Annotated in this window: 23 protein-coding genes; 5 read left to right on the top strand and 18 right to left on the bottom strand. The window is 68.5% G+C overall.

Going from position 1 to position 24,301, the window contains the following annotated elements:
* Positions 1–34 precede the first annotated feature (34 nt).
* The 3 genes from SM757_RS21780 to SM757_RS21770 are packed head-to-tail and all read left to right on the top strand — an operon-like array spanning position 35 to position 3,393.
* Positions 35–1,363: an NAD(P)/FAD-dependent oxidoreductase gene (locus tag SM757_RS21780; protein WP_322467012.1), complete on the top strand. Its 1,329-nt coding sequence runs from the start codon at positions 35–37 to the stop codon at positions 1,361–1,363.
* Between the two features lie 31 nt (positions 1,364–1,394).
* The gene (locus SM757_RS21775) at positions 1,395–2,303 is read left to right on the top strand and encodes a GHMP family kinase ATP-binding protein (RefSeq protein WP_322467011.1); all 909 of its coding nucleotides are present in this window, start codon (positions 1,395–1,397) and stop codon (positions 2,301–2,303) included.
* Positions 2,293–3,393 carry a pyridoxal phosphate-dependent aminotransferase gene (locus SM757_RS21770; RefSeq protein ID WP_322467010.1) on the top strand — a complete coding sequence of 367 codons (1,101 nt, stop codon included), beginning with the start codon at positions 2,293–2,295 and terminating at the stop codon, positions 3,391–3,393. The genes SM757_RS21775 and SM757_RS21770 overlap by 11 nt, the downstream gene beginning before the upstream one ends.
* Positions 3,394–3,413: 20 nt before the next feature.
* Here SM757_RS21770 and SM757_RS21765 read toward each other — a convergent pair whose 3' ends face one another.
* A complete protein-coding gene (locus SM757_RS21765; protein WP_322467009.1) occupies positions 3,414–4,073 on the bottom strand; it encodes a TetR/AcrR family transcriptional regulator in 660 nt (219 codons plus the stop codon).
* 120 nt (positions 4,074–4,193) lie between these two features.
* On the opposite strand from SM757_RS21765, the gene SM757_RS21760 reads away from it, so the two are divergent.
* Complete coding sequence (locus tag SM757_RS21760) at positions 4,194–4,943, top strand: SDR family oxidoreductase (RefSeq protein WP_322467008.1); 750 nt, start codon at positions 4,194–4,196, stop codon at positions 4,941–4,943.
* A 54-nt stretch (positions 4,944–4,997) separates the two neighbouring features.
* Here SM757_RS21760 and SM757_RS21755 read toward each other — a convergent pair whose 3' ends face one another.
* The 16 genes from SM757_RS21755 to rpsB all read right to left on the bottom strand — a co-directional run bounded on the left by SM757_RS21755 (position 4,998) and on the right by rpsB (position 20,078).
* Positions 4,998–5,774 (bottom strand): TrmH family RNA methyltransferase, encoded by a 777-nt coding sequence (locus SM757_RS21755; RefSeq protein WP_322467007.1) that lies wholly within the window; start codon positions 5,772–5,774, stop codon positions 4,998–5,000.
* A complete protein-coding gene (gene rnhB, locus SM757_RS21750) occupies positions 5,771–6,415 on the bottom strand; it encodes a ribonuclease HII (RefSeq protein WP_322467006.1) in 645 nt (214 codons plus the stop codon). The genes SM757_RS21755 and rnhB overlap by 4 nt, the downstream gene beginning before the upstream one ends.
* Positions 6,384–7,538, bottom strand: a complete 1,155-nt coding sequence (gene lpxB, locus SM757_RS21745; protein WP_322467005.1) for a lipid-A-disaccharide synthase — start codon at positions 7,536–7,538, stop codon at positions 6,384–6,386. Before lpxB ends, rnhB begins: the two co-directional genes overlap by 32 nt.
* Positions 7,539–7,546: 8 nt before the next feature.
* Positions 7,547–8,338 (bottom strand): acyl-ACP--UDP-N-acetylglucosamine O-acyltransferase, encoded by a 792-nt coding sequence (lpxA, locus tag SM757_RS21740; protein ID WP_322467004.1) that lies wholly within the window; start codon positions 8,336–8,338, stop codon positions 7,547–7,549.
* Between the two features lie 11 nt (positions 8,339–8,349).
* Positions 8,350–8,790, bottom strand: coding sequence for a 3-hydroxyacyl-ACP dehydratase FabZ (fabZ, locus tag SM757_RS21735; protein WP_066335185.1), 441 nt, complete (start codon positions 8,788–8,790; stop codon positions 8,350–8,352).
* A complete protein-coding gene (lpxD, locus tag SM757_RS21730) occupies positions 8,787–9,812 on the bottom strand; it encodes a UDP-3-O-(3-hydroxymyristoyl)glucosamine N-acyltransferase (RefSeq protein WP_322467003.1) in 1,026 nt (341 codons plus the stop codon). Before lpxD ends, fabZ begins: the two co-directional genes overlap by 4 nt.
* A 103-nt stretch (positions 9,813–9,915) precedes the next feature.
* Positions 9,916–10,419 carry an OmpH family outer membrane protein gene (locus tag SM757_RS21725; RefSeq protein ID WP_084267388.1) on the bottom strand — a complete coding sequence of 168 codons (504 nt, stop codon included), beginning with the start codon at positions 10,417–10,419 and terminating at the stop codon, positions 9,916–9,918.
* Positions 10,420–10,424: 5 nt separating this feature from the next.
* Positions 10,425–12,728, bottom strand: a complete 2,304-nt coding sequence (gene bamA, locus SM757_RS21720; protein WP_322467002.1) for an outer membrane protein assembly factor BamA — start codon at positions 12,726–12,728, stop codon at positions 10,425–10,427.
* Between the two features lie 15 nt (positions 12,729–12,743).
* The gene (gene rseP / locus SM757_RS21715; RefSeq protein WP_322467001.1) at positions 12,744–14,102 is read right to left on the bottom strand and encodes an RIP metalloprotease RseP; all 1,359 of its coding nucleotides are present in this window, start codon (positions 14,100–14,102) and stop codon (positions 12,744–12,746) included.
* Positions 14,099–15,292: a 1-deoxy-D-xylulose-5-phosphate reductoisomerase gene (gene ispC / locus SM757_RS21710; RefSeq protein ID WP_322467000.1), complete on the bottom strand. Its 1,194-nt coding sequence runs from the start codon at positions 15,290–15,292 to the stop codon at positions 14,099–14,101. Before ispC ends, rseP begins: the two co-directional genes overlap by 4 nt.
* 57 nt (positions 15,293–15,349) lie before the next feature.
* Complete coding sequence (locus tag SM757_RS21705; protein WP_066335200.1) at positions 15,350–16,174, bottom strand: phosphatidate cytidylyltransferase; 825 nt, start codon at positions 16,172–16,174, stop codon at positions 15,350–15,352.
* Positions 16,175–16,184: 10 nt separating this feature from the next.
* The gene (uppS, locus tag SM757_RS21700) at positions 16,185–16,934 is read right to left on the bottom strand and encodes a polyprenyl diphosphate synthase (protein ID WP_066335203.1); all 750 of its coding nucleotides are present in this window, start codon (positions 16,932–16,934) and stop codon (positions 16,185–16,187) included.
* A gap of 29 nt (positions 16,935–16,963) precedes the next feature.
* On the bottom strand, positions 16,964–17,524 hold the full coding sequence (gene frr, locus SM757_RS21695) for a ribosome recycling factor (protein WP_066335205.1): 561 nt from the start codon (positions 17,522–17,524) through the stop codon (positions 16,964–16,966).
* 12 nt (positions 17,525–17,536) lie between these two features.
* Positions 17,537–18,247 (bottom strand): UMP kinase, encoded by a 711-nt coding sequence (gene pyrH, locus SM757_RS21690; protein WP_066335208.1) that lies wholly within the window; start codon positions 18,245–18,247, stop codon positions 17,537–17,539.
* A gap of 109 nt (positions 18,248–18,356) precedes the next feature.
* On the bottom strand, positions 18,357–19,253 hold the full coding sequence (gene tsf, locus SM757_RS21685; protein WP_322466999.1) for a translation elongation factor Ts: 897 nt from the start codon (positions 19,251–19,253) through the stop codon (positions 18,357–18,359).
* Between the two features lie 78 nt (positions 19,254–19,331).
* Positions 19,332–20,078 (bottom strand): 30S ribosomal protein S2, encoded by a 747-nt coding sequence (rpsB, locus tag SM757_RS21680; protein WP_066335215.1) that lies wholly within the window; start codon positions 20,076–20,078, stop codon positions 19,332–19,334.
* A gap of 224 nt (positions 20,079–20,302) precedes the next feature.
* On the opposite strand from rpsB, the gene SM757_RS21675 reads away from it, so the two are divergent.
* Positions 20,303–21,799: an NAD(P)H-hydrate dehydratase gene (locus SM757_RS21675; protein WP_322466998.1), complete on the top strand. Its 1,497-nt coding sequence runs from the start codon at positions 20,303–20,305 to the stop codon at positions 21,797–21,799.
* A gap of 80 nt (positions 21,800–21,879) precedes the next feature.
* On the opposite strand, the gene rnr is transcribed toward SM757_RS21675, so the two are convergent.
* On the bottom strand, positions 21,880–24,294 hold the full coding sequence (rnr, locus tag SM757_RS21670; RefSeq protein WP_066335222.1) for a ribonuclease R: 2,415 nt from the start codon (positions 24,292–24,294) through the stop codon (positions 21,880–21,882).
* Positions 24,295–24,301 lie beyond the last annotated feature (7 nt).

The raw sequence follows: 24,301 nt of genomic DNA, 5'->3' as shown, positions 1-24,301 counted from the left end.
CCTCTGACTCATTTTCTACCCCAGGAGCATTATCATGGAACAATTCGATGCCATCGTGATCGGCGCCAGCGTGGCCGGCTCTCCCACCGCCACCTGGCTGGCCCGCAAGGGTTATAAAGTGCTGATGGTGGACAAGGCCACCTTTCCCCGCGACACGAATTCCACGCATTTCGTCTGGCCGCGCGGCGTGTCTTATTTGAACCGCCTAGGCGTGGCCGACAAGATCACGGCCACTACGCCGCACTTCACCAACGTCGAGGTGAATATCGAGGGCATACGCCTGCGCGGCCACGTGCCGCTGGCCGACCTCAAAAAGCGCTTCATGGCCCTGCACGGCAATGACCACGGCGTGGTCGGCTATTACAGCGGCCCGCGCCGTTTCCACCTGGACCAATTGCTGCTCGACAACGCCCAGGAAAATGGCGTGGACGTGCGGCTGCGCACCCACCTGCGCGGCCTGCTCATGGAAAACGGCCGCGTGGTGGGTATTCGCGCCGAAACGGCCGACGGCCAGGAATTGCTGGCCCGTGCCCGCGTGGTGATTGGCGCCGACGGCCGGGTTTCATCGTTCGCTTCCATGGTGGGCGCCCAAACCACTCATGTGCGCGAGAAGTCCACGTTTGCCTACTATGGTTATTTCTCCGGCATCGAGAAACCCGAATTGGTTATCCACAAAAGGGGCCGTTTCGGCACCGCCATATTCCCGACCAATGAAAATAAACACTTGGTCCTGGTTTATGGCCCGACCGCGTGGTGGAGCGATTTCAGTGCCCATCCCGGCGAGAATTTCCAGCGCATCTACCGCTACGTCGCGCCGGAGGTGGCCGAGCTCGTGGCGCGCGCGCAGCGCACGGAGCCCTTCAAGGCCATGGGCCGCATGGTGGCCTACCACCGGGAGAACTGGGGCAACGGCTGGGCGCTGGTGGGCGACGCCGGCAGCTTCAAGGACCAGTGGACGGCCATGGGCATCACCCACGCGCTGCGCGACGCGGAATTGATTTCCCAATATCTCGATGGGTATTTGCAGGGGGAAGTTTCCTGGTCCGACGCCTTGTCCGCCTATGCCGGCGTGCGCATGCAGGACTATGAAAGCTACTGGAATTTCGTCTGCGACGGCGCCGAAATGCAGCCCTATACCGCCGAACAATTGTCCTACTTCAAGGCCGTGTCGGAAAACCAGGACTCGGTGAACAAACTCATAGGCCAGATTGGCGACACGGTGAAATTCGAGGACTCCATTGCCCTCGACGCATCGCAGCTCGAAAACCACGGCACGCACTTCCGCAGCTTTGAAGCGGCCGGACGCCAGAACTTCGACAACCCCTTCAAGCGCGAGCCCAAGGCCGAACCAGCCCTGGCGTGAAATTGCCTGAACCCTCATCAAGGAGCCCACCATGCCTACCGAAGCAGTGCAGCTGGACAGCAAAGTCAAATTTTCCAAATTCCGCGCGCCGGGCACTTGCGGCGAATTCGTTCAGGGACATATCCAGGGACGGGATTTTCTGGTCAATTGCCCCATCGACCTGTACTCCTATGCCGAAGTAGGCACGGCCGACAACGACGGCCTGCACATCGAGCGGGAAAGCGATTATTTCAAGATTCGCGACACGCTCACGCTGGCGGCTTACGAGCTGTTTTTGCCGCTGCGCCATGACATCCAGGTTAACAGCCCTATTCCGCGCGGCAAGGGCATGGCCTCCAGCTCGGCCGACATTGGCGCGGCGCTGAGCGCGTATCTGCACGCATGCGGCCAGCAAGTGTCGCCCCAGATATTCGCCCGGCTGCTGACCGAAGTGGAACCTTCGGACTGCGTGCATTTCGCCGGTATCGCCCATTTGAATCACCTCACGGGCGATTTGCTGGAGAGTTTGCCGCCCCCTTCCGGCATGCGCGCCCTCATCGTGGATTGCGGCGGCGAAATCGACACGCTGTGCTATGACCGGCAACGCGCCCGCGCGGTGTACCGCAATCACGAAGATTGCATCACCGAGGCGCTGAGCCTGTTGAAACAGGGTTTGCATGCCAACGACCCGGCCGTCATCGCCGTGGCCGCCACCATGAGCGCGACGCTGAGCCAGCAAATTCACCGCAAACCCCAACTCGAGGATTTATTGGCTTGCACCACGGAAAAAGGTGCACTGGGGGTCAATTGCGCGCACAGCGGCTCGGTGCTGGGCATTCTTTACCGCGAAGACAGCCGGCTCACGCACGAATTGCTGGACACGGTGCGCCGGGAATTCGGCGATTCACTGTCCATCGTGGGCGACTACAGAATCATTGGCGGAGGCTGCGATGTCTTCTGATGCCGGCATGGCCATTTTCGACACGCGGTTTCACAACCCGTCCATCTTCAGCGTCCGCGCCACGGCGAACGCCAGGGACGTGCTGGATTTCTGCGTACCGGCCAATCCCTATTTTCCGCCACCCGCGCTGGTGGATCGCATCCAGGCCGGCTTGGCCGACACCTTGAAGTACTACCCGGACTACGCTCCGGTGCACCAGGAAAACATCAGCCGCCTGATCGGCCTGCCGGTCGAAAACATCGTCGTGGCCAACGGGGTGACGGAAATCATCACCCAGCTCTGCCTGGCCGCCGAGGCGCCATTGCTCACCGACGTGCCCACCTTCGGCCGCTGGACGGATTTGCCGCTGCAATACGGCATGCCCATTCATTTCCTGGAGCGGCGCAAGGAAAACGGGTTTCGCCTGACGGTGGAAGAGATCGTCGCCAAGGTGAAATCCACCCAGGCCCGCACTTTCATCCTTTGCAATCCCAGCAACCCGACCGGGGCCTGTTCCAGCGAGGCGGATATCGCCCGCCTGCTGGACGAATTGAGCCATCTGGCGCTGGTCGTCATCGATGAATCCTTCATCGATTTCGCCGCCACGCCCTCGGCCGAGCGGCTGGTGCTGCGCCACGACAACGCCATGGTGGTGAAAAGCATGGGCAAGTCCCTGGGCTGGCACGGCATGCGCCTGGGTTATGGCGTGGCCCACACGGCGCTGGCCGAGCGGGTGCGTGCACGCCTGCCTTACTGGAATATCAACGGCTTGGCGGGCCAGGTGCTCAGGGACTTGCAGGACTTCCACGAGGAATACCGCGCGAGCTTCCCCAAGGTCGCCGCGGACAGGCGCTACATGCAGGAGCGCTTGGGAGAAATCAGCACTCTGGTGGTTTATCCCTCGGAGGCGAATTTCATCCTCGTCGAATTGCCGGCCGGGGTTTCCGGCAAGGCGCTGCGCAACGATTTACTGCAGCGCCACGCCATCTTCGTGCGCGAGTGCAGCAACAAGGTGGGCGGCAGCGAAGCCCTGCTGCGCCTGGTGGTGCGCAAGCGGCCGGACGTGGACCGGCTGGTCGCGGCCCTCAAGGACGTGCTCGCCACGGCCTGAGCCCGCCCGCTTCAAGCCACTCAGGTCACGGCAGCCTCGGCAGCGCCGGGGCCGCCGTGCTGTTCGCTGTGAAGCGGCACCGGCGGCCACACCGCCATCGCCGCTTCCACCACCTGCTCCAGCTTGGGCAGGCCCGCGCCGTTGCGCGCTATCACGCTCATGCCCGCCACCGTGGCGATGAAGAAGGCGGCCAGCGCGGCGGCATCCGCCGCGGCGGGCAACTGAGCGTCCGCCTGCGCCTGCGCCAGCCGCTGGCGCAACAAGCCCTCGTTGCCCTGCAGCGCCTGCCGCAAGGCCTGCTCCACCCCCGGCGACATGGCGCTGGTGCCGCAATCGGCCGCGCCGCTGACGATGAAGCAGCCGCCGGGCAGCTGCGGATCGGCAAACAGCGCGGCCAGCGCGCGCAGGAACTCCCACACCGCCTCGCGCCCGTCCGGGTTGGCCAGCATGCGCGCCGCCAGGCCGCTCAGGCGCCGCTCGGCATAGCGGCTCAGCGCCGCCAGGTACAGCCGCTCCTTGTCGCCGAAGGCGGCGTACAGGCTGGGCTTGTTGATGCCCATCTCGGCCGTCAGCTCCGACAGCGAGGCCTTCATGAAGCCCTGGCGCCAGAACACGCGCAGCGCGGCGTCCAGCGCCTGGTCAGCGTCAAAGGAGCGGGGGCGTCCGCGTTCCGTCGCCATGGCGGGTCTCCAAAAGGTTCTTGAAAATTATATTCCGATCGGTACAGTATACCTGTCGGTACAGAAATCCGGCTTCACTGAACGGTTCCGCCCCGCAGGGGCATTCATTTGGAGATCGCCATGGCAAGACTGACGGGCAAGAACGTGCTGATCACCGGCGGCACCAGTGGTATCGGCTTGGCCACGGCCAGGCTGTTCATCCAGGAAGAGGCGCGCGTGGTCATCACCGGGCAGGACGCGCAGCGCGTGGCCGAGGCGGCGCGGCGGCTGGGCCCGCAGGCCATGGGCCTTCGTGCGGACGTGACCTCGCTGTCGGACATGGCCGCCGCCGCGCAGCAGATCAAGGCGGCGCTGGGCGGTCTGGACGTGGTGTTCGCCAACGCCGGCATCGCGTTGCCCAAGACGATCGCCGAGGTGGACGAAGCGCACATCGACAGCCAGCTCGCCGTGAATTTCAAGGGCGTGCTCTACACCATCCAGAAGATGCTGCCGCTGCTGCGCCGGCCAGCCAGCATCGTCATGACCTCCACGGCCATGACGGAGCGCGGCATCGCGGGCATGAGCGTCTACGCCGCGACCAAGGCGGCGGTGCGCTCGCTGGCGCGCTCGCTCTCGGCCGAGCTGCTGGACAAGGGGATTCGCGTGAACGTCGTGAGCCCGGGCCTGACCGAGACGCCCATCTACGGCAAGCTGGGCCTGCCCCAGGCCGCCGTGCAGGAGTGGGCCGGCGCGCTGCTCAAGCAGGTGCCGGCGCACCGGCTGGCGCAGGCCGAGGAGATCGCGCAGGCCGTGCTGTACCTGGCGGGCAACGAGTCGTCCTACGTGACGGGGGCGAATCTGCAGGTGGACGGGGGGATGGCGACGGTGTGAGCGGCGGGGGGCGGCATGGAAAAACGGCGGCTGGGAGCCGCCGTCCGTGACGCATCAGCCCGCCCGCCGCCGCGCCGACTCGTGCAGGCAGATGGCTGCCGCCGCGGCCACGTTGAGCGACTCCTCGCCGCCCGGCTGTGCGATGCGCACGGTCAGCCCGCAGCGCTGCAGCAGCTCTTCGCGCACGCCCTGCCCCTCGTGGCCCATGACCCAGGCGCAGGGCCAGGGCAGCGCCGCCTCGTGCACCGCCTGCGCGGCGTGCGAGCTGGTGGCCACCAGCGGCAATTGCAGGGCGTCCAGGGCGTCCACGTCCACGCCCTCGACCAGCCGCAGGTTGAAATGCGCGCCCATGCCGGCACGCACCACCTTGGGCGACCACAGCGCCACGCTGCCCTTGAGGGCGATCACTTGCGCAAAGCCCAGCGCGGAGGCGCTGCGCAGGATGCTCCCGAGGTTGCCCGCGTCCTGCACGCGGTCCAGCACCACGGCGGCTTGGCCCGCGGCGATGTCCGTCATCGCGGGCGGCACCCACGTGAAGCCGATGCGTGCCGGGGACTCCAGCGCGCTGATGCCGGCGAACAGCGCATCCGGCACCACCACGGCCTTGTCGGCGGCGGCGGCCAGCTCGCGCAGCGCCGGCTGCAGCCAGCCGGACTCGCTCACCACGGCCTGCGCCGGCCGTTGCCCGCGCGCCAGCAGCGCGCGGCAGAGATGGTCGCCTTCCAGCCAGACCAGGCCCAGCTTGCGGTAGGCGGCCGGGTCCTGCGTGAGCTTGCGCAGCTTGACCAGCAGCGGGTTGTCGCGCGAGGTGACGCGTTGCGGCTCGTTCATGCCTCGCCTCCCGCCAGGCGGGCCGCCAGCGCCTCGCGCACGGGGCGGAAGCTGCGGCGGTGCGCGGCGCTGGCGCCATGCTCGCGCAGCGCGGCCAGGTGCGCGGGCGTCGGGTAGCCCTTGTGCACGTCGAAGCCGTAATGCGGCAGCTCGGCATGCATCTCCAGGCACAGCCGGTCGCGGTGCACCTTGGCCAGGATGGAGGCGGCGGAGATGGAGGCCACCAGCGCGTCGCCGCGCACGATGGCCTCGGCCGGGATGCGCAGCGGCGGCAGCCGGTTGCCGTCCACCAGCGCCTTGGCCGGCTTCAGCCTCAAACCCTCCACGGCGCGCTTCATGGCCAGCATGGTGGCGTGCAGGATGTTGAGGCGGTCGATCTCCTCGACGCTGGCCTCGGCGATGCAGAAGCTCAGGGCGTTGGCGCGCACCTCGTCGAAGAGCTGTTCGCGCCGGCGCGCCGTCAGCACCTTGGAGTCGGCCAGGCCCTCGATGGGGTTGGCGTCGTCCAGGATGACGGCGGCGGCGACCACGGGGCCGGCCAGCGGGCCGCGGCCGGCCTCGTCCACGCCGGCCACCAGTCCGGGGACGTCGAAGCACAGCGCCATTTGCTCAGGCCCCAGCCAGCAGTCGTGCGATGACATCGGTGGCGGTGCGCGCCGTGTCGCGGCGCAGCAGGTGATGAAGTTCCATGAATCTTTGTTCCAGCGCTTGCGCGCGCTGCGGGGCGTCGAGCCACTGCAGCACCGCGTCGGCCAGCGCGTTGGGCGTGGCGTCGTGCTGCAGCAGCTCCGGCACCACGAAGTCGCGGCAAAGGATGTTGGGCAGCCCAACCCAGGGCTGGTAGCGCATGCGCTTCATGAGCTGCCAGCTCAGCGGGTGCAGCCGGTAGGCGATGACCATTGGGCGCTTGAACAGCGCGGCCTCCAGCGTGGCGGTGCCGCTGGCGATGAGCGTGGCGTCGCAGGCGGCCAGGGCCTCGTGCGAGCGGCCGTCCAGCAGCTCGACGGGCAGCCCGGCGCCGTGGGCGGCGATGTGCTGGTCCACCAGCGGACGCAGCCCCGGCGCCACCGGCAGGACGAAGCGCAGCGCGGGGCGCGCCGCGTGCAGCCGCCGCACCGCGCCCAGGAAGGCGGGCAGCAGGTTGTTGATCTCGCCGCGGCGGCTGCCGGGCATGACGGCCAGCACGGGCTCGTCGGCCGTGAAGCCCAGCGCCTGGCGCGCGGCGGCGCGCGGCACGTCCAGCGGGATGGCGTCGGCCAGCGGGTGGCCCACGTAGCTGGCCTCAATGCCGTGGCCCTGCAGCAGCTCGGGCTCGAAGGGGAACAGGCACAGCACGTGGTCCGCGCTGCGCCAGAGCTTTTTCACCCGCCCGCCGCGCCAGGCCCAAATGGAGGGGCAGACGAAGTGCACCGTGCGCACGCCGGCCGCCTTGAGCCGCGCTTCCAGGCCCAAGTTGAAGTCCGGCGCGTCCACGCCGATGAAGAGCTGGGGCCGCTCGCGCAGCAGCCGTTCGGCCAGCGCCTCGCGGATGCCGGAGATTTCGCGGTAGTGGCGCAGCGCCTCGGCGTAGCCGTGCACCGCCAGCTTGTCCGAGGGCCACCAGGGCGTGAAACCCTGGGTGGCCATCTTCGGCCCGCCTATGCCCGTGGCCGAGAGCTGCGGCCAGCGCCGGCGCATGCCGCCCAACAGCAGCGATGCGAGGAGGTCACCGGACGCTTCGCCGGCGACCATCGAGAAGCGAGGATCGCCTGCGATGGGTGCCATGGTCGGCTTCAGCGAACGATGCCGCGCTTGGCGCGCTCCAGGAAGTCCAGCATCAGCGCGATGTCGGCGTCTCCCTCGGCGTCCGTGCCGCCGCGCAGCGCCGCGATCTGCGCCTTGGCGGCGTCCATCGTCAGGCCCTCGCGGAAGATGAGCTTGTGCATCTGCTTGACCTGCGCGATGCGCTCGCGGCTGAAGCCGCGGCGGCGCAGGCCCTCGATGTTGAAGCCGCGCGTGGAAGCGGGGTTGCCGTCCACCATCATGAACGGCGGCACGTCCTGCGCCAGCGCGGTGGCGAAGCCGATCATGGCGTGCGCGCCGATCTTGACGAACTGGTGCACGCCGGTGAGGCCGCCGACGATGACCCAGTCGCCCACGTGCACGTGGCCGGCCAGCGTGGCGTTGTTGGCCAGGATGGTCTTGCTGCCCAACTGCACGTCGTGCGCGATGTGCACGTAGGCCATGACCCAGTTGTCGTCGCCCACGCGGGTGATGCCCGTGTCCTGCGCCGTACCGCGGTTGAAGGTGCAGAACTCGCGGATGGTGTTGCCGTCGCCGATGTGCAGCTCGGTGGGCTCGCCGGCGTACTTCTTGTCCTGCGGGGCCGCGCCCAACGAGGCGAACTGGAAAATCTCGTTGTTGCGGCCGATGGTGGTGCGGCCCTCGATCACGCAGTGCGGGCCGACGCGCGTGCCCGCGCCGATGACGACCTCGGGGCCGATGAGCGTGTAGGCGCCGACGCTGACGTCGTCCGCCAGCTCGGCGGCCGGGTCCACCAGCGCGGTGGGGTGGATGAGGGCCATGCGCGGGACGCTCAGGCGACCTTGCGGGTCGTGCACATGATCTGCGCCTCGGCAGCCAGCTCCTCGCCTACCAGGGCGCGCGCGCTGAACTTGGCGATGCCGGCCTTCATGCGCTCCAGCGTCACTTCCAGGCGCAGCTGGTCGCCCGGCTCCACCGGGCGCTTGAAGCGCGCACCGTCGATGCCGACGAAGTAATACACCGTGTTCTCGTCGGGCCCGCTCTCCTCCGAGGAAAAGGCCAGCAGCGCCGAGGCCTGGGCCAGCGCTTCGAGAATGAGTACGCCCGGCATCACGGGGCGGTTCGGGAAATGGCCCGTGAAGTGCGGCTCGTTGATGGTGACGTTCTTGAGCGCCACGATGCGCTTGCCCTTTTCCACCTCCAGCACCCGGTCCACGAGCAGGATGGGGTAGCGGTGGGGCAGCTTCTTGAGAATCTGGTGAATGTCCATCATGAGGTCTTTTTCTCTAGCGCTTTGACGCGCTCGCGCAGGGCGTGCAACTGACGCAACGTGGCTGCGTTTTTCTCCCAGCTCGCATTGTCGTCGAAGGGGAAGGAGCCGCTGTAGCGGCCCGGCTGGCGCACCGAGCGCGTGACCAGCGTGCAGGCCGAGATGTGGACGTGGTCCGCAAGCTCGATGTGGCCCACGAGGCTGGAGGCGCCGGCGATGGTGCAGTGGCGTCCGATGCGCGTGCTGCCGGCGATGGCGACACAGCCGGCGATGGCCGTGTGCGCGCCGATGTGCACGTTGTGAGCGACCTGGATCAGGTTGTCCAGCTTCACGCCGTCCTCGATGACGGTGTCGCCCAGCGCGCCGCGGTCCACGCAGGTGTTGGCGCCGATCTCGACGTCGTCGCCCATGGTGACGGCACCCAATTGTTCGATCTTTTCCCAACGGCCCTGGTTGGGCGCGAAGCCGAAGCCGTCGGCCCCCACCACCACGCCGCTGTGCAGGATGCAGCGCTGCCCCACCGTGCAGCGCTCGCCCAGCACCACGCGCGGCGCCAGCCGCGAGCCCGCGCCCACGCGCGCGCCGCGGCCGACGTGGCTTTGCGTGCCCACCACGGCGTCCGCTTCCACGATGGCGCCGGCGCCCACGAAGGCCAGCGCCTCGATGCGCGCGGACGGGTCCACCACCGCGCCCTCCTCCACCACGGCCGACGGGTGCACGCCCGCGGGCAACGCCGCGCGCGTGCGCGCCGCCCACCATTGCGTCAGGCGCGCGAAGTAGAGGTAGGGGTCGGCCGTGACCAGCGCCGCGCCGCGGGCGGCGGCCTCGTCGCGCAGCGCCGGGGCCACGATCACGCAGCCGGAGCGCGTGCTGGCGAGCTGGCTGCGGTAGCGCGGGTTGGCCAGGAAGCTGATGTGCGTGGGCTCGGCCGACTCCAGCGGCGCGATGCCGTCCATGGCCAGGGCCGGGTCGCCCAGCAGCTCGCCGCCGAGCGCGGCCACGATGTCGGAAAGCGCGACGCTCATGCTTGCAGGCTCATTCAGTGGGACAAAGGCTGCGGCCGCCCAAAAGGCGGCCGCGGGGGAAAAGCTGCCCCGGGACGCCGTGCGGCGTCCCGGGCCTCAGGCGTCACTTGCCGGCGTTGAGCGCGTCTATCACCTTCTTGGTGATGTCCACGCGCCCGCTGGCGAACACGACCTCCTGCAGGATCAGGTCGTACTTTTCCTGGTCGAAGATCTGCTTGATGACCTTGTTGGCGCGCTCGACGACGGAGGCCAGCTCCTCGTTCTTGCGCTGGTTCAGGTCTTCCTGGAACTCGCGGCGGCGGCGCTGGAAGTCGCGGTCCTGCTCGACGAGGTCGCGCTGGCGGCGGGTGCGCTCGGCCTCGCTGAGCGTGGGCGCGTCCTTGTCCAGCTTGTCCGAGGCGGCCTTCAGGCGCGTGGCCATGTCGGCCAGTTCCTTCTCGCGCTTGCCGAACTCGGCCTCCAGCTTGCTTTGCGCGGCCTTGGCCGGCGTGGCCTCGCGCAGCACGCGCTCGCTGTTGACGTAGCCGATCTTCAATTCCTGGGCCTGCGCGCTCGCGCCGGCAGCCGCCAGCGCCGCGGCAAAGACCAGCGACTTCAATCCACCCATGTTCTTCAAAACGCGGTCCCGATCTGGAATTGGAAACGTTGAATTCTATCTGCCGACTGCTTGCGCACCGGCGTGCCTACGCTGAGCTTGAGCGGACCCACCGGCGAGAGCCAGCTCAGGCCCAGGCCCGCGGAGGCGCGCAGGTCCGACAGCGTCATCTTCTCGTCCTCGGCCCACACGTTGCCGGCGTCCATGAAGCCGAAGATGCGCAGCGTCTTGTCGTTGCCCGACCCCGGCACGGGCACGTAGAGCTCCGCGTTGAGGTTGAGCTTGCGGTTGCCGCCCAAGTAGGCGCCGGTGGGGTCCACGCGGCCCAGCGAGCCCTGGTCGAAGCCGCGCACCGAGCCCAGGCCGCCGCCGTAGAAGTTCTTGAACACCGGGTACGGACGGCCGCCGATGCCCTTGCCATAGCCCAGCTCGCCGTTGAGGCCCAGCGTGAAGCGCGGGCCCAGCGCGATGTACTGCTGGATCTGGAAGTTGGTGCGCAGGTAACGCGCGTCGCCCGCGCCGGAGAACTCGGCGTTGACGCGCTGGTAGCGGCCGCGCGTGGGCACCAGGGCGCTGTCTCGCTGGTCGCGGGCCCAGCCCAGCGTCAGCGGCATCGAGACCGCCGTGTCGCCGAAGCTCTCGCGGTACTTGGCGTAGGCCACGGGCAGCGCGCTGCCGCGGATCTCGGTGCGCTCGGCACCGATGCCGAAGAACACCGTGTCGTACTCGGAGAACGGCACGCCAAAGCGTATGGCCGCGCCCGGGGTGATGAGCTGGTAGTCCTCGCCCTGGCTGTTGATTGGGCGGCTGGTGCGGTAGTAGAGGTCTATCGCGCGCGAGATGCCGTCGATGGTGAAGTACGGGTCCACCGTGGAGAGCACCAGTTGCCGGTTGTAGCGGCTGGTGTTGACTTCCACACCCAGGTAGTTGCCGCTGCCGAAGACGTTCTCCTGGCGGATGGAGCCCGACAGCGTGAGCTTTTCGGCGCTGGAGAAGCCCGCGCCCAGCATGAGGTTGCCGGTGGGCTTTTCGGTGACGTTGACGGTGAGGTCCACCTGGTCCAGCGCGCCGGGCACCTCGTCGGTATCGACGGCAACGTTGCTGAAGTAACCCAGGCGGTCCACGCGGTCGCGCGAGAGCTTGATGCGCTGACCGTCGTACCACGACGACTCGAACTGCCGGAACTCGCGGCGCACCACCTCGTCGCGCGTGCGCGTGTTGCCCGCCACGTTGATGCGGCGCACGTAGACGCGGCGCTGCGGGTCGGCCGCCAGCACCAGCGCCACCTGGCCGTTGGCGCGGTCGATCTCGGGGCGCGACTCCACGCGGGCGAAGGCATAGCCGTAGAAGCCGAAGCGCTCGGTGAACTGGCGCACGGTCTCGGCCACGTCCTCGCTGCGGTAGGGCTCGCCGGGCTTGACCTTGACCAGGGCGCGGAACTCGTCTTCCTTGCCCAGCAGGTCACCTTCAAGCCGCACGCCGGTGACGGTGTAGGGCTGGCCCTCGCGCACGTTGATGGTGATGGAGATGTCCTGCTTGTCCGGCGAGATCGTGACCTGCGTGGACTCGACGTTGAACTCCAGGTAGCCGCGGTTGGTGTAGTAGGCGCGCAGCGTCTCCAGATCGGCGTTGAGCTTGGCGCGGGAGTAGCGGTCGGTCTTGGTGTACCAGGTCAGCCAGCCGCCGGTGGTCTGCTCCAGCAGGCCCAGCAGCGTGCTCTCGGAGAAGGCCTTGGCGCCGACGATGCGGATGTCCTTGATGCGCGCCGTGTCGCCTTCGACGATGGTGAAGGTGACGTTGACGCGGTTGCGCTCCTGCGGCGTGATGGTCGTGACCACCTCGGCGCCGTAGAGGCTGCGCGAGAGGTACTGGCGCTTGATCTCCTGCTCGGCGCGGTCCACCGTGGCGCGGTCGAAGGGCAGGCCCTCGCCGATGCCGGCGGACTTCAGCGACTTCAGCAGCGTGTCCTTGTCGAACTCCTTGAGGCCCACGAAGTTGACGTCGGCAATGATGGAGCGCTCATCGACCACCACCACGACCACGTCGCCGTCCACTTCCAGCCGCACGTCGCGGAACAGGCCGGTGGCAAAAAGCGCGCGCAGCGCGGCGGCGCCCTTCTCGTCGGAGTAGGTGTCGCCGATGCGAAAAGGCAGCGCGGCGAACACGGTGCCCGGGTCGGTGCGCTGCAGGCCCTCGATGCGGATGTCCTTCAGCACGAAAGGCTCAGCCGCGTGCGCGGCGGGCAAGGCACAGGCGGCGGCCGCCACCGCCACGCAGGCCGCCACGGGGCGCAGCGGGCTCACAGAAAAGGGAAACAGCATCGAATGCGCGCGTGATTACTGGCCCAGGTAGCGGGCCAGGTCGTTGGACAGGGCAAGGGACATCAGCAGCAGCAGAATGAGCGCGCCGCCGCGCTGCAGCCACTTGAGCCACAGCTCCGAGACCGGGCGTCCGGTCAATCCCTCGAAAAGATAATACATGAGGTGCCCACCATCGAGCATGGGCAGCGGCAGGAGGTTGAGCACCCCCAGGCTCACGCTCACCAGCGCCAGGAAGCCCAGGTAATAGCTCAGGCCCTGGTTGGCGGACTGGCCGGCGTAGTCGGCAATGGTCAGCGGGCCGGAGATGTTCTTGAGCGAGGCCTCGCCGATAAGCATCTTGCCCATCATCTGCAGCGTCAGTGCCGACACCTCCCAGGTGCGCTGCACGCCCTGCACCAGGCCATCCACCGGGCCGCGGCGCACCACCACGGTCTCGGCCGGGTGGCCGATGTAGGCGTCCACGCGCCCCACGGCACGGGGGCCCTCGCCGTGCAGGCGAGGCTGCACGGCCAGCTCCAGCGTCTGGCCGCGGCGCTCGACCTGCCAGCGCATGGGCTGCGGCACGCCGTCGTGCACGCTGGCCATGATGCGCTCGCGCAGGCTCGCGGCGTCCATCACCGGCACGCCGTCCACGCGCAGCACCCGGTCGCCGCTCTGCAAACCGGCGCGCGCGGCGGGGCCGCCGGCCTTGACGTCGCCCATCACGGGCTCGCTGTAGGGCGCCCCCAGGCCGATGCGCTGCACCAGCTCGGCATCGACCTCCTGCCCCGCCAGGCTCTGCAGGTCCAGCACCAGGTTGCGCGAGGCGTGGCCTTGGGCGTCGCTGGCCATGAGCTGCAGCCGCTCGCCGCCCATGGCGGCCTGCGTCACCTGCCAGCGCAGGTCGGCGACGGATTCGACGTCCACCCAGTCGGTGCCGTCGCGCGAAACCGCGCGTATCCAGTCGCCCGCGCGCAGCCCGGCACGCTCGGCCAGGCTGCCGGCCACGGGCGCGCCCAACACGGGCTTGATCTCCTGCGTGCCCATCCAGCTCGCCACGGCGTACAGCAGCACGGCCAGGATGAGGTTGGCCGCCGGTCCCGCGGCCACGATGGCCGCGCGCTGCCACAGGGGCTTGAGGTTGAAGGCCTGGTGGCGCTCGTGCGCAGCCACCGGGGTTTCGCGCTCATCGAGCATGCGCACGTAGCCGCCCAAGGGCAGCAGCGACACGGCGAACTCCGTGTCGCCCTTCTGGCGCCGCCACAGCACCTTGCCGAAGCCCACCGAGAAGCGCAGCACCTTGACGCCGCAGGCACGCGCCACGCGATAGTGCCCGTACTCGTGTATCCACACGAGCACGCCCAACGTCACGATGAAGGCCAGCAAGGTGCTCATGTCGCCATTCCTTTGACGAAGTGCCGCGCCTGCGCGCGGGCCCGTTCATCCAGCGCCAGCAGGTCTTGCAGCGCCGGCTGCGCGGGCAGGCTGGGCAGCACGCGCTCTATGGTGGCCGCGTTGACGCGGTGGATGTCGGTGAAGCCTATGGTGCCGTCCAGGAAGGCGGCCACCGCCTCCTCGTTGGCCGCATTGAGCACGGCCGTGCTGCCTTCGGGCCCTTGCAGCGCATCAAACGCCAGTTGCAGCCCCGGGAAGCGCTGGGGGTCGGGCTCCTCGAAAGTGAGCGCCGACAGCCGCGTGAAGTCCAGCAGCTCGGCGCCGGACTCGATGCGCTGCGGATGCGCCAGCCCCACCGCGATGGGCACGCGCATGTCCGGCGTGCCCAGTTGCGCCAGCACCGAACGGTCGCGGCACACCACCATGGAGTGGATGATGCTCTGCGGGTGGATGACCACGCGGATCTGCTGCGGCTGCAGCTCGAACAGCCAGCGCGCCTCTATGACCTCCAGCGCCTTGTTCATCATGGTCGCGGAGTCCACCGAGATCTTGCGGCCCATGACCCAGTTGGGATGGGCGCAGGCCTCCTGCGGCGTCACGGCGGCCAGCGTGGCCGGGTCGCGCTGGCGGAAGGGGCCGCCCGACGCGGTGAGGATGATGTGGTCGATGCGCGCGGGCCAGGCGGCGCGGTCGTCGGGCAGGCACTGGAAGATGGCCGAGTGCTCGCTGTCAATGGGCAGCAGCGTGGCGCCGCCGGCATGCACCGCGTCCATGAACAGCGCGCCGCCCACGACCAGCGCCTCCTTGTTGGCCAGCAGCAGCCGCTTGCCCGCGCGCGCGGCGGCCAGGCAGGGCGCCAGGCCCGCGGCGCCGACGATGGCGGCCATCACCGCGTCCACGTCCGGATGCGCGGCCAGCTCGCACAGCGCCTGCGGCCCGCTCATCACCTCGGTGGCGCAGCCGGCATCGGCCAGCAGCGCGCGCAGCCGCCGCGCGCCGGCCTCGTCGGCCACGGCGGCAAAGCGGGGGCGCCATTGCAGGCACTGCGCGGCCAGCGCCTCGATGCGCTGGTGCGCGCTCAGGGCGAACACCTCGTACTGCTCGGGGTGGCGGGCCACCACGTCCAGCGTGTTGGTGCCTATGGAGCCGGTGGCGCCCAGGATGGTGAGGCGCTGCTTGGTGCAAGTCATGACGTTGGATCTCGTGAGGGCCCGGCGCGCGCGTGAAGGCAGCAGCGGCAGAGCGGGTCAGAGCGCGGCCAGCGCCAGCGCGATCGGGAACACCGGCAGCAGCGCGTCCACACGGTCGAGCACGCCGCCATGGCCGGGCAGCAGCGCGCTGCTGTCCTTGGCGCCCGCGGCGCGCTTGACCAGCGACTCGAACAGGTCGCCCACCACGCTCATGGCCACCAGCAGCAGCACGCCGGCCACCAGCAGCGCCGGCCCGTGCGAGGCCATCAGGCGGCCGTAGAGGCTGCTGCGCTCGCCGTCGAGCGCAAGCCACAGCACGGCCATGACCAGCACGCCCAACAGGCCGCTGACGGCGCCCTCGCGGCTCTTGCCGGGGCTGATGGTGGGCGCGAGCTTGTGGCGGCCAAAGCGGCGGCCGCCGAAGTAGGCCGCGCTGTCGGCCATCCACACCAGGCAGAACACGGAAAAGATGAAGTTCAGGCCCAGCGCGCGCGCCTGCGACAACGCCAGCCAGGCCAGCCACAGCAGCACCAGGCCCAGCACACCGCGCAGCGCCCTGGGCACGTTGGGCCAGCCCGCCACGCCCGCGCGCAGCGACAGCGCGCCGCCCACCACCCAGGCCACGGCCGGAACCAGCCACCACGCCGAGGGTGGCTGCTGCGTCCAGCCCGCGGCCAGCGCGCCGGCACAGGCCGCAGCCAGCACGGCGCCTGAAGCCACCGCCAGGCCAGAGGCGGCCCCGTTGAGCCGCATCCACTCCCAGCCGGCCGCGCCTATGAAGGCCAGCGTCAGGGCGGCAAACCAGCGCGTGTCAGGCGCCAGCAGAGCCGGGATCAGCAGGCCCAGCAGGACCAGCGCCGTGATCACGCGCTGCTTGAGCATGGTTGGCCTTTCAGGCGCTCAGGGCCTGCGACTGCCCGTCAGGCACGCCGCCATAGCGCCGCTCGCGTCCGGCGTACTCCTGCAGCGCGGCGTCGAGCTCGGCTTCGCCGAACTCCGGCCACAGGCAGTTGCTGAAGACCAGCTCGGAGTAGGCGACCTGCCAGAGCAGGAAGTTGCTGATGCGCAGCTCGCCGCCGGTGCGGATGAAGAGATCGGGGTCGGGCGCATGGCTCATGGCCATGAGCTGCCCAAGCCGGCGCTCGTCCAGCTCTTCCGGGCTCAAGCCCAGGGCCAGCGCGCGGCGGCAGGCCTGGACGACGTCCCAGCGCCCGCCGTAGTTGAAGGCCACCGACAGCGTGATGCGGCGGTTGTGCGCGGTGGCCGTTTCCACCTGCTGCCAGGCCGAGCGCACGCGCTCGGAAACGGCGGCGCGGTCCCCCACGATGTGGATGCGCACGCCTTCCTTCTGCAGCTTGCCCAGGTACTTGGACACGGCCACCAGCACCAGGTTCATCAGGCCGGAGACCTCGTCGCTTGGGCGGCGCCAGTTCTCCGAGGAGAAAGCGAAAACGGTGAGGTATTCGATGCCGCGGTCGGCACAGGCCTGCACCGTGCGCACCAGCGCATCCACGCCATGCTTGTGGCCGAAGATGCGCGGCATGAAGCGCCGCTTGGCCCAACGGCCATTGCCGTCCATCACGATGGCCACGTGGCGCGGGATGCGCGCCGCGTGGTGCCCAGGCGCTTGCTGCTTCTGCATCAAAAACGCTCGCCGTGCCGTTGCCGCGGTCAGACCGCCAGGATTTCGGCTTCCTTGGAAGCGACGAGCTTGTCGAGCTCGGCGATGGTGCGGTCGGTGAGCTTTTGCATCTCGTCGAGGCTGCGGCGCTCGTCGTCCTCGGTGATGGCCTTGTCCTTGAGCAGCTTCTTGGCGTGCTCGTTGGCGTCGCGGCGCAGATTGCGCACGGCCACCTTGGCATCCTCGCCGGCGTGGCGCACGACCTTGGTGAGCTCCTTGCGGCGCTCCTCGGTGAGCGCGGGCATGGGCACGCGCAGCAAGTCCCCCTGGGAGGACGGGTTCAGGCCCAGGTCCGACTCGCGGATGGCCTTCTCGATCTTGGCGCCCATGCCCTTTTCCCAGGGCTGCACGCTGATCGTGCGCGCGTCGAGCAGGCTCACGTTGGCGACCTGGCTCAGGGGCAGCATGGAGCCGTAGTACTCCACGTGGATCTGGTCCAGCAGGCCCGGGTGCGCACGGCCGGTGCGCACCTTCTGCAGTTCGTTCTTGAAGGCTTCGATGGTCTTGGCCATCTTCTGTTCAGCCGTCTTGCGGATGTCGGCAATGGTCATCGATCGCTCCTCTTACACATGCACCAGCGTGCCCTCGTCTTCGCCCATGACCACGCGCTTGAGCGCGCCGGGCTTGAATATGGAGAACACCTTGATCGGCAGCTTCTGATCGCGGCACAGCGCGAAGGCGGTGGCATCGAGCACCTGCAGGTTGCGGGCGATGGCCTCGTCGAAGCTGATGCGCGTATAGCGCGTGGCGTTGGGGTCCTTCTTGGGGTCGGCCGTGTAGACGCCGTCCACCTTGGTGGCCTTGAGCATCATCTCGGCGCCGATCTCGGCGCCACGCAGCGCCGCGGCCGTGTCGGTGGTGAAGAAGGGGTTGCCCGTGCCGGCGGCAAACACCACCACCTTGCCCTCTTCCAGGTACTGCAGCGCCTTGGGCCGCACGTAGGGCTCGACCACCTGCTCGATGTTGATGGCCGACATGACGCGCGCGGTCATGCCCTCCTGGCGCATCGTGTCGGCCAGGGCCAGCGAGTTCATCACCGTGGCGAGCATGCCCATGTAGTCGGCCGTGGCACGGTCCATGCCCACGGAGCCGCCGGCCACGCCGCGGAAGATGTTGCCTCCGCCTATGACCACCGCCACCTCGCAGCCCAGCTGCGTCACCTCCTGGATCTCGCGCACCATCCGCACGATGGTGGCGCGGTTGATGCCGTAGGCGTCGTCGCCCATCAGGGCTTCGCCGGAAAGTTTCAGCAGGATGCGCTTGTAAGCCGGCATGCGGCGGTTCTCCCTGAGGAAGTAAGACGAAGGTATGCAAGTCTAAGGGCCGCCCATTGGGCGGCCCGGGGCCTGCCGTCACAACGCGCGGCAGGCGCAGTGGGCCGACTTACTGGCCCTTGGCGGCGGCGACCTGCGCGGCCACTTCGGCGGCGAAGTCGTCGACCTTCTTCTCGATGCCCTCGCCCACGACGTACAGCGTGAAGCCCTTCACCGTGGTCTGCTTTTCCTTGAGCATCGCGCCCACGGTCTGCTTGCCGTCGGCGGCCTTCACGAAAACCTGGTCCAGCAGCGAGACTTCCTTGAGGAACTTCTGCACCGAGCCTTCGACCATCTTGGCCACGATCTCGGCGGGCTTGCCGCTCTCGGCAGCCTTCTCGGCGGCGATCTTGCGCTCCTTCTCGACCAGCTCAGGCGCCACTTCGGCACCGGAGAGGGCCGCGGGCTTCATGGCCGCCACGTGCATGGCCACGTCCTTGGCCGCCACTTCGTCGCCTTCGAATTCCACGATCACACCGATGCGCGTGCCGTGCAGGTACGAGGCCAGCTTGCCGCCGTCCGCGTAGCGCTTGAAGCGGCGGATGGACATGTTCTCGCCGATCTTGCCGATCAGGCCCTTGCGCACGTCTTCCACGGTGGGGCCGAAGCCGTCCTGGTCCAGCGGCAGCGCGCCGATGGCTTCCACGTCGGCCGGGTTGTGCTCGGCGATCAGGCCGGCAATGCTCTTGGCCAGGGCCAGGAAGGAATCGTTCTTGGTGACGAAGTCGGTTTCGCAGTTGACTTCGACCAGCGCGCCGACGTTGCCGTTGACGGCAGCGGCCACGACGCCTTCGGCGGTCACGCGCGAGGCGGCCTTGCCGGCCTTGTTGCCGAGCTTGACGCGCAGGATCTCTTCAGCGCGGTCCATGTCGCCGTCAGCTTCGGTCAGCGCCTTCTTGCACTCCATCATCGGCGCGTCGGTCTTGGCACGCAGCGCGGCGACCATGCTTGCGGTAATTGCGGGCATATGAATCTCCAGTGATTGTGAAAAGGGGGCTGAAAGCAGCCCCCTTCGTCAGGCCGGTCGCATCCGGCGCGTGATCGATCAGGCCTCGGCCTGGACCTCGACGAATTCGTCGCCGCCGCTGGACACGGCCTGCACCAGCTCGTTGGTGGCGTTGGCCTTGCCTTCCAGCACCGCGTCAGCCACGGCGCGGGCGTACAGCGCCACGGCCTTGGCCGAGTCGTCGTTGCCCGGGATCACGTAGTCGATGCCGTCCGGCGAGTGGTTGGTGTCCACCACGCCCACCACCGGAATGCCCAGCTTCTTGGCTTCGGCCACGGCGATCTTGTGGTAGCCCACGTCGATCACGAACAGGGCGTCCGGCAGCGCGGCCAGATCACCGATGCCGCCGATGTCCTTTTCCAGCTTGGCGATCTCGCGCTGGAACATCAGGGCTTCCTTCTTGATCGAAGGCTGCGTGCCGGCTTCGACTTGAGCCTGCATGTCCTTGAGCTTCTTCAGCGAGCCCTTGACCGTCTTGAAGTTGGTCAGCATGCCGCCCAGCCAACGCTGGTCAACAAAGGGCATGCCGCAGCGCTGGGCTTCCAGGGCGACGATGTCGCGAGCCTGGCGCTTGGTGCCGACCATCAGGACGGTGCCGCGCTTGGACGACAGATTGCGCACGAACTTCATCGCTTCCTCGAACAGCGGCTGCGTCTTTTCGAGGTTGATGATGTGAATCTTGTTGCGATGGCCGTAGATGTACGGAGCCATCTTGGGGTTCCAGAAGCGGGTCTGGTGGCCGAAATGCACACCGGCTTCCAGCATTTCACGCATGCTGACGGACATGGAAGTTCTCCAAAAGGTTGGGTCTTGAAGCCGGCGCGAACCCCTGCACGGGGGCATCAAACACCCCTGAGGAGCACCTTGGATCGCCGGCATCGCGAGTCGTTTTCCGCCACGCAACCGGCCACCATGGCCGGCTGGGGAAAAACCCGAAGATTGTAGCACCTGCGCACAGCGCTCGCCGACCGTTGCCCCCCTGCACCGCTTGGGCTAGCCTGCGCCGCGCCATGCAAGCCATCACCGTCCCGGACCACGATTTCCCTTTGCACGACCTGAGCGCCACGCGGCGCCTGGAGCAACGCGCGCTGGCCGCCGTACCGCCGGGCACGCTGGTGGCGCGCGCGGGCCTGTCCACGGCGCGACTGGCTCTGGCACTGGCGCCGCACGCGCGCCACTGCTGGGTGCTGGCCGGCCCGGGACACAACGGCGCCGACGCGCTGGAAGCCGCTTTCCACCTGGCACGCAGCGGCCGCTGCGTGACGGCCAGCGTGTTTGCGCGCGACGGGCAAACCATCGTGCCCGCGGCGGCGCAGTCGCTGCAGCGAGCCCGCGATGCCGGCGCGAACATCCTGCTCAACGACCCGGCCGCGCCGCACGGCTGCGCACTCGCGCTGGACGGACTGCTGGGCATAGGCAGCGCCCGCCCCATCGAAGGTGCCATGGCGCAGGCCGTGCACGGCTTCAACGCCATTGAGGGCACGCGGCTGGCGGTGGACGTGCCGTCAGGGCTGGACGCCGGCACCGGCGCCACGGCCGGCGCCGCCGTGGCCCAGGCCACGGACACGCTGACCATGCTCAACCTCAAGGCGGGCCTGTTCACCGGCGTCGGGCGCGCCCACTGCGGCCGCATCTGGCTCGCACCCCTGGACGTGCAGGACGACGAGCCGCCCCAGGCCTGGCTGGCCGGCCGCGCCCTGCACATGGCCATGCGCACGCCGCGCGGCCATGCGCAGCACAAGGGCAGTTACGGCGATGCCTTCATCGTCGCCGGTGCGCTGGGCATGCACGGCGCGGCGCTGCTGGCGGCGCGCGCGGCACTGTCCGCGGGCGCCGGCCGCGTCTACCTCAGCCTGCTGGAAGGCTCCATGCCGCTGGACCCGACCCGGCCGGAGCTGATGCAGCGCGACGCGCTCTGGAATGCCGGTGCCGAACGCCTGGGTACCGCGACCGTGCTGTGCGGTTGCGGCGGCGGCAAGGCCGCAGCCGCCACCTTGCCGCCGCTGCTGGAGCAGGCTGCGCGGCTGGTGATCGACGCCGACGGCCTCAATGCCCTGGCTGCGGACGGGTCACTGGCCACGGCCCTGCGCGAGCGCGACGGCCGCGGCCAGGCCACGGTGCTGACGCCACACCCCTTGGAAGCCGCCCGCCTGCTGGACTGCACCGCGGCGCAGGTACAGGCCGACCGCTTGTCTGCCGCCCAACGGCTCGCTGACGATTTGAAGGCCGTGGTCGTCCTCAAAGGGTCGGGCTCCGTGGTGGCTGCTCCTGGTGCGCTGCCTTACGTCAACGCCACGGGCAACGCGGCGCTGGCGAGCCCGGGCACGGGGGACGTGCTGGCGGGCTGGATCACCGGGCAATGGAGCACGCATGCCGGCGGCGGCACATCGCTGCAGGCGCTGGTGGCAGCCACCGTGCAGCTTCACGGCGCGGCCGCCGACGCCCATGCGCAGCACGGCCCGCTGCTGGCACTGGATTTGATTGGTGCCATGCAACGCCTGGCGTGAAGCCCGCCAGGCAGGTTCTCGGCATCAACGTCCAGCCAAGGCGGCGAACGCCGGCGACGCACCGCGCCGCCGGGCATTCATCAACTCCGCGCCTTGCTCTTGCGGGCGGCGGACTTGGCAGCCGATTTGGCGGCGGCCGTCTTGCGGGCCGCACTCTTGCGCGCCCCGCTCTTGCGCGCCGTGCGCGCGGCGGCCTTGTGGGCGCGGCTTTCCTCCTTGAGCGCTTCCAACTGTTCGACAGCGGAAAGCGGCTGATCGGCACCGGGCTCATCGCCATCGGCACCAAAGCCTTGCCCCATGGGCGTCGTGGCATGCGGGCGGTCCAGCGGCGGCGTATCCGCGGAAGGCATGTCCGCCAACTCGGCACCAGCGACATCCTGCGCCGCAGAACGCGGCGTCTCGCCGCCCTTGCGGTTGCGGCGTCCGCGTCCGCCACGCGTCTCACCCTCCACCGCCTTACCCTGCACGCCTCGCCGACCGGTCACGCGAGCCTCGGCGCCTTCGTGCACAAGACGGAAATCAATGCGGCGGCCGTCCAGGTCCACGCGGCTGACCTGCACCCGCACCCGTGAGCCCACGACATAGCGCACGCCGGTGCGCTCGCCGCGCAGTTCCTGGCGCGCCTCGTCATAGCGGAAGTACTCGCCGCCCAACTCAGTGATGTGCACCAGGCCTTCGACGTAGAGCGCGTCCAGCGTGACGAACAAGCCGAAGCTGGTGACGGCAGTCACCGTGCCGCTGAACTCCTCGCCCAAGCGGTCGCGCATGTAGCGGCACTTGAGCCAGGCTTCGACGTCGCGGGAGGCCTCGTCGGCACGGCGCTCGTTAGCGCTGCAGTGCGCACCGGCGCCTTCCCACATCTCCATTTCCTGCGAATGTCCCTTGGCCTGCTTGCCGGCCGCACGGGCCTTGGGAGCCTCCTCCAGCGCGCCGCTGGCGATGCGGTAGCGCTTGCCCGCCAGCAGCGCCTTGATGACGCGATGCACCAGCAGGTCGGGGTAGCGGCGTATGGGGCTGGTGAAGTGGGTATAGGCCTCGTAGGCCAGGCCGAAGTGGCCGGAGTTGGTGGCCGTGTAGATGGCCTGCTGCATGGAGCGCAGCAGCATGGTGTGGATCTGCTGCGCATCCGGGCGGTCCTTGGTCGCCGCGGCAATCGCGGCGAACTCGCCGGGCGTGGGCTCGTCGCTGACGCTCAAACCCAACCCCAGCGCGCGCAGGTAGTTCTGCAGCGTCACGCGCTTTTCAGGCGTGGGCCCTTCGTGCACGCGGTACAGCGCCGGATGTTTGTGGTGGCCGATGAAGTCGGCGGCGCAGACGTTGGCCGCCAGCATGGCCTCCTCGATCAGCCGGTGCGCCTCGGTGCGCACGCGCGGCACGATTTTCTCGATGCGGCCATTGGCATCGCACACGATCTGCGTCTCGGTGGTGTCGAAGTCCACTGCGCCACGGCTGCCGCGGCGCTTGAGCAGCGCGCGGTACACCTCGTGCAGGTGAAGCAGGTGCGGCACCAGGTCCGCGCGGCGCCCGGCTTCAGGACCGCGCGTGTTGCTCAGGATGGCAGCAACCTCGGTATAGGTCAGCCGCGCATGCGAACAGATCACCGCGGGAAAGAACTGGTAGGCATGCAGCTCGCCGTCCTCGCGCACGAGCATGTCGCACACCATGGACAGCCGTTCCTGCAGCGGGTTGAGCGAGCACAGCCCGTTGGAGAGCTTCTCCGGCAGCATGGGAATGACCCGGCGCGGGAAGTAGACGGACGTCGCCCGCTCGTAAGCATCCTCGTCCAGCGCCTCGCCGGGCTTGACGTAGTGGCTCACGTCGGCAATGGCCACGATCAAGCGCCAGCCTTTGAAGGCGCTCTTGCCGCGTCCCGCGGCATGCGGCTCGCAGTAGACGGCATCGTCGAAGTCGCGCGCATCCTCGCCGTCTATGGTGACCAGCGGCACGTCGGTGAGGTCGATGCGGTGGCGACGATCCGCAGGCCTGAGCTTCTCCGGCAAGGCCGCCGCCTGCGCCAGCGTCTCAGGCGAGAAGCGGTGCGGCACCTCGTACTTGCGCACCGCGATCTCGATCTCCATGCCCGGATCGTCGATCTCGCCGAGCACCTCGGTGACGCGGCCCACCGGCTGCGAGTACATCGAAGGTTCCTCGGTGAGCTCTATGGCCACCACCTGCCCCGCCGTGGCGCTGCCCGTGGCGTTCTTGGGAATGAGGATGTCCTGCCCGTAGCGCTTGTCCTCAGGCGCCACCAGCCAGACCCCGTTCTCATGCAGAAGGCGGCCGATGATGGGCGTGCGCCTGCGCTCCAGTATCTCCAGTACCCGGCCTTCCGGCCGGCCCTTGCGGTCGTAGCGCACGATGCGCACGCGCACGCGGTCGCGATGCAGCACCGAGCGCATCTCCTGCGGCGAGAGATAGACGTCGCCTTCTCCCTGGCGCAACAAGAAGCCGTGGCCATCGCGATGGCCTTGCACTACACCCTCGACTTCGCTCATGAGCGCC

This window comes from Azohydromonas lata, from assembly GCF_034427735.1.
GTDB lineage: Bacteria > Pseudomonadota > Gammaproteobacteria > Burkholderiales > Burkholderiaceae_C > Azohydromonas > Azohydromonas lata.
Note: the sequence above shows the minus strand (reverse complement) of the source record. Positions and strands in the feature narration are given on the sequence as shown.